General features: G+C 68.3%; 3 protein-coding genes. 1 reads left to right on the top strand and 2 read right to left on the bottom strand.

Annotated features, from left to right (window positions below):
- Positions 1 to 125: 125 nt before the first annotated feature.
- Positions 126 to 2,192 (bottom strand): prolyl oligopeptidase family serine peptidase, encoded by a 2,067-nt coding sequence (locus AC5RWT_RS34315; RefSeq protein ID WP_494084122.1) that lies wholly within the window; start codon positions 2,190 to 2,192, stop codon positions 126 to 128.
- Positions 2,193 to 2,250: 58 nt separating this feature from the next.
- On the opposite strand from AC5RWT_RS34315, the gene AC5RWT_RS34310 reads away from it, so the two are divergent.
- Complete coding sequence (locus tag AC5RWT_RS34310) at positions 2,251 to 4,353, top strand: FAD/NAD(P)-binding protein (RefSeq protein ID WP_494084121.1); 2,103 nt, start codon at positions 2,251 to 2,253, stop codon at positions 4,351 to 4,353.
- A gap of 104 nt (positions 4,354 to 4,457) precedes the next feature.
- On the opposite strand, the gene AC5RWT_RS34305 is transcribed toward AC5RWT_RS34310, so the two are convergent.
- Entirely contained in the window at positions 4,458 to 4,958 is a 501-nt protein-coding gene (locus tag AC5RWT_RS34305) for a septum formation family protein (protein WP_494084120.1), read from the bottom strand.
- Positions 4,959 to 5,124 lie beyond the last annotated feature (166 nt).

The following is a 5,124-nucleotide window of genomic DNA, read 5'->3' as shown; positions in this document are numbered from 1 at the left end:
GAGTTTAACCCCGACCCTTCATTAGCAGTGAAGTCCATTCGGCCGCTCTGGCACGTCTCCAAACGCTATTGCTAGCCACACAAGACTACCCAGAACCGCGGTCCAAGAGCAAAACCGGACACCGATCAGTCCGTCAGCGAGCGCCAGAGGAAAGCGTGGGAGAGGGCCTGCAGCCGGGCCGTCTGCTTGTTGTCGCTGGCACCGGCATGGCCGCCCTCGAGCGCCTCGTGGAACCAGACGTTTTCCACCCCCAGCTCCTGCATCCGGGCCGCCATTTTCCGGGCCTGCACCGGGCCCACCCGGTCATCGGAGGTAGCCGTCCAGATAAGGGAATCCGGGTATTCCGTACCCTGCTGGAGCAGGTGATAGGGCGAGAACGTGCGGATGAACTCCCACTGCGCCGGATCCTCGGGATCCCCGTACTCGGCAATCCAGGAGTAGCCGGCGGAGAGCTTCGTGTAGCGGGCCATATCCAGCAGCGGCACCCCGCATGACACCGCGCCGAACAGATGCGGGTAGCTGGTCAGCATGTTCCCGACCAGCAGCCCGCCGTTCGACCCACCGGCGCAGCCCAGCCGCTCCCTCCGGGTGACGCGGCGGTCCGTCAGGTCCTGCGCCACGGCCGCGAAGTCCTCGTAGGCGCGGTGCCGGTTGGCCTGCAGCGCCGCCCGGTGCCAGCCCGGACCGTACTCGCCGCCGCCGCGGATGTTGGCCACCACGTACACGCCGCCGCGACCATCCGGGGTGCGCTGTTCCAGCCACGCCCGTCCCACCGTGCCGCTGTAGCCGGGGGTCCTGGCCACTTCGAACCCGCCGTAACCCGAGAGCAGCACCGGATTGCCGCCGTCGTACTCAAGATTCTTGGGGCCCACCTGGAAGTAGGGGACCTGCGTGCCGTCCTTGGAAGTGGCGAAGTGCTGCTGGACCTCATAGGCGGAGGCGTCAAAGTACGACGGCGAAGCCTTGACTTCCAGCGCCGGCCCGCCAATGGTGCCGCGGGAGAGGGTGGACGGGGTGAGGTAGCCGGTGGCCACCAGCCAGTAGTCGTCGGACTCTTCGTCGTCCACCGCTGAAGCGTCCACGGCGTGCAAGGGCGGACAGTCCTGCAGTTCGGCGGCAGCCCAGTCCGCAGCCGGATCCAGCACCCGGACCTGCGAGGAGACATCATGCAACAGGTTCAGCAACAGGTAATTCCTGGTCCAGCTCCAGGACTGCAGCGAGGTCGCCGCATCAGGGGCGAACAGCACCTGCACGGAGCGGTCTCCGGCCAGGAAGGGCTCCAACTCGGCGGCGAGCAGCGAACCCGCCGGGTGGACGGTGCCGTTCAGGTCCCAGTCGCCCTGCGGCCGGAGCAGCAGCCACTGGCGGTGCAGGTCAACGTTCACGTCGGTCGGGACGTCGATGGGCAGCCACTCGCCGCCGCGCCGAAGGTAGGTGCAGTAGTTGAAGAAATCGATCACATCCACCGCGACGTCGCGCTCGAACCCGGGTGTGGGGTCGTGTCCCACCTGGGCCAGCATGTGGTCCTCGGGCACGTCAAAGTATTCCCCGGCTGCCTCCGGTGCCTGGCCGCGGCGCAGGATGCGGCTGGTCCGCGGGTAGGAGGAGGTGGTCAGCGAACCGGGGCCGAAGTCGGTGCCCAGCAGGATCCGGTCCTCGTCCAGCCAGGAGGCATAGCTCTTGGCCACCGGGATGTCGAAGCCGCCGGGCACGAACGCGCGGTCCTCGACGTCGAACTCACGCAACCGGACCGCGTCGCCGCCGTCGGGGGAGAGCCGCAGCATGGCACGGCGGTAACTGAAGCCGTCGGCCGGGCGCAGGAAGACGGAGCCGGCATAGACCCAGTCAACGCCCTCGGCGGCGGCCAGCGCGTCAACGTCCAGCAGTACCTCCCACTGCGGGGAATCGGTCAGGTAGCTCTCCCACGTGGTGCGGCGCAGCAGGCCGCGCGGGTTGGCCTTGTCGCGCCAGAAGTTGTAATAGTAAGGGCCGCGCTTGGTGACGGCGGGGATTCTGTCCTCGGCGTCGAGGACTTCCAGGATGTCTGCTTCCAGAGCGGTGAACTGTTCGTCCACGAGCTTGGTTTCGGTGCGCAGGTTCTGGGTCTTCACCCACTCCAAGGGCTTGTTGCCGTGGATGTCCTCGAGCCAGATGAAGTCGTCCTGGGGCAAATGCTGCGTGTCCTGAGCCATGGACCCATCCTAGGCATGCTGCCCGAGCCCTCCCTTGCCAACCCGTAGGCTAGAAGGCATGGACAATCCGGGCAGCTACAGTGTGGCGATCGTGGGCGCCGGCCCGCGCGGCACGTCGGTGCTGGAGCGGCTGCTGTCCAACCACCGGGCCCAAGGCGGAGCCGGATTACGGATCCACCTGATCGATCCCTTTCCGCCCGGCGCCGGGCATGTCTGGCGGCCAGGTCAGTCCCGGCTGTTCCTGATGAACACCCCCTGCCTGTTTCCCACGGTGGTGCCGGCACCGGGTACTGCGCAGGTGGGCCCCGAACCAGTGGCCGGGATGACCTTCGAGGCCTGGCGGTCCGCGGTGGCAGCGGGCAGCATCACGGACGTGCCCGCGGATGACCGTGAGGAGGCGGAGTCGCTGGGGCCGGCCGATTTTCCCAGCCGGGCCCTCTACGGACGCTACCTGACCTGGATTTTTGCGCAGCTGGCCGCCCGGACCGGGGCGGAGGTGTCGCTTACTATCCACGGGGCCGAAGCCGTCGGGCTCACGCAGCAGGACGGCGCGTGGCAGCTTGAGCTGGACCACGGCGCCACCGTCACGGCGGACGCCGTGGTGCTGGCCCTGGGACACGTGGCGGCGGCGCTGAACCCGGAGCAGCAACAGCTTCAGGATGCCGCTGCCCGCTTCGGCCTGAACTACCTGCCGCCCAATGTTCCGGCGGACGTGGACTGGGGCCGGATCCCGCCCGGGCGCACGGTGCTGGTGCGTGGAATGGGACTGAACTTCTTCGACGTCATGGTGCAGGTGACGCTGGGCCGTGGCGGGCAGTTCCTGCCGGCCACCGAGACAGAGCCGCTGCGCTATCTCCCGTCCGGTAAGGAACCGCGCCTGGTGGCCGGCTCCCGCCGCGGCACTCCGTACCGGGCAAAGGCCCGGATTGACAGCTACATTCCCGCCGGCGTGGAGCTTCGGCACTTCACCGCCCACGCTGCCAGCCTGTTCGCCGAAGCCGGCGTCCAGCCAGGCTTCGACCATGACCTGTGGCCGATGCTGCAACGCGACGTGTACTGGACCTACTATGCGACGCTGGCCAGGGTGGAACCGGAGTGCCTGAGCGTGCCGCCGGCGGAGCTCCTGACCGGACTGGACCAGTTGCTGGCTGAGAAATGGGAGCCCGGCAGCCGCACCCTGCAGGCGCGGGTAGGGGCCTACCTGTCCGGGCGGGTGGCAGAGGCCAGGCTGCTGGATGTGGAGGCACTGGCCAAGCCGTTCAACGGACGCAACTTTGCCTCCGCCGCAGAACATCAGCTGGCGGTGCTGGAGTACCTGGATGCTGACGCGGAAGGCTCGGCCCGCGGCACCGATGATCCGCTCAAGATGGCCATCGGGGCGCTCAACGCAGGGCGCTCGCTGCTGAAGAAGATCGTGGCCGACGGCGGCATCACCGAAGAATCCTGGCTTGCCGAACTGCGCGGCTGGTTCGAACCGCTGGTGGAAGGCCTGGCCAGCGGTCCGCCCGCCCAGCGCATCGAGCAGCTCGCTGCCTTGGCACGCGCAGGCATTGTCCGGTTTGCCGGACCGGAACCGGTCTACGACGTGGACCCGGACAGCGGCCGGTTCCGCGTCACCTCGCCATGGGTCGAGGGCGCCGAATACAGCGGCGCCTACCTGGTCGAAGCGATGATGCCCGCCAACCGGGTGGCCCACAACCGGTCGCCGCTGCTGCGCCGGATGCTCGAGGACGGTTTCGTCCGGCCCCGGCTGATGATCGGGCCCAACGGACAGCCGGTCACCGGTTCAGGTCTGGACGTGACGCTGCCGCCGTACCGCCCGCTAAACCGGAACGGCCAGCCCATGGAGAGACTCTTCGTGATCGGACTGCAGCTGTCCTCGGTGCAGTGGGGCACATCGATTGCGGCCGAGGCCGGCGCATCCGGCGAAACCGGCGGCCGGACCTTGCAGGATGCGGACCGGATCGCGCGGGCCATCCTGACCGACGCCGGCAACAGGACCCTGGCCACTGACGATGGAATCCCCGCCGCAGTAGGCGCCGGGGCCCCGGCCGGGGACAAGGAATACCAGGCCGCAGCCGACGCGGGCGATATCCTCGCCGACGCCGATGATATCCTCGCCGTCACCGACGGGAGCCTCACCGCAGTCGACGCTCCCTAACCGGTCCCGCGGAGCCGGGCACCGGCGTCGTCGTTAACGGGGGTGCGGGAGCGGTGGCATGAATGCAGGGCCCGCCCCGGCGCGGGGAGGGCTGATTTGCCGGTCTAGCGCTTGGCGTCCTTGAGCGTGCCGGTGACGGTGGCCGAGCCTTTCTCGCCCAGCAGGCACAGGAGCTCGCGGTCCTTCTCGCCGGTCCAGCTTGCCTCGGTCGGGCTCAGGTAGGTCAGTTCCAGGGCTGAGTCGTCATGGGGGATGCCGACGAAGGCTTCGAACTCGGCCATGCAGAACGCTTTTGCCTTGGCCGCCACTTCCTTGTCGCCGGGAAAATCTCCGTCCGGCAAGTTGCTGGCGGCAAACGCCTCCAGTTCGTGCGCCTGGTCGCACGGCAGGAACTCCACCTCGGTCAAACGGTCCGTGTCCGGGTTGTTCAGGCAATCGCCCACCTTGATGGCGTAGGCGCCGGCGGAGGCGGCCTCGGTCACCGCACCGGATGCATCCCGGGGCGGTTCATCCGTTCCACCGCCACAGCCGCTCAGCGCTGCCAAGAGGACGACGGCGGCAGCCGCCTTCAGCGGGCGGCGGACGGGTGATGACTGGCTGGGCACGGGGGACTCCTCAGGCTGTAGTGCGAACGGGCTCCTAGCCGAGGTTATACCGGCGGCGCGGCGAGTCAGAATACTTGACGCGGGGATGGCGGTGCGGCTGTTCCCCGGCGGCGGCCAGCAGGCAGCTGTCGGAATGCAGCAGGTGCCCCGGCTTGGCAGCCGGGGC

Source organism: Arthrobacter sp. Dra40, from assembly GCF_059091905.1.
Note: the sequence above shows the minus strand (reverse complement) of the source record. Positions and strands in the feature narration are given on the sequence as shown.

Excerpts from the sequence above, each read along its gene's own strand:
- AC5RWT_RS34310 (WP_494084121.1), top strand. The coding sequence starts at position 2,251 with ATGGACAATCCGGGCAGCTACAGTGTGGCGATCGTGGGCGCCGGCCCG.
- AC5RWT_RS34315 (WP_494084122.1), bottom strand. The coding sequence starts at position 2,192 with ATGGCTCAGGACACGCAGCATTTGCCCCAGGACGACTTCATCTGGCTC.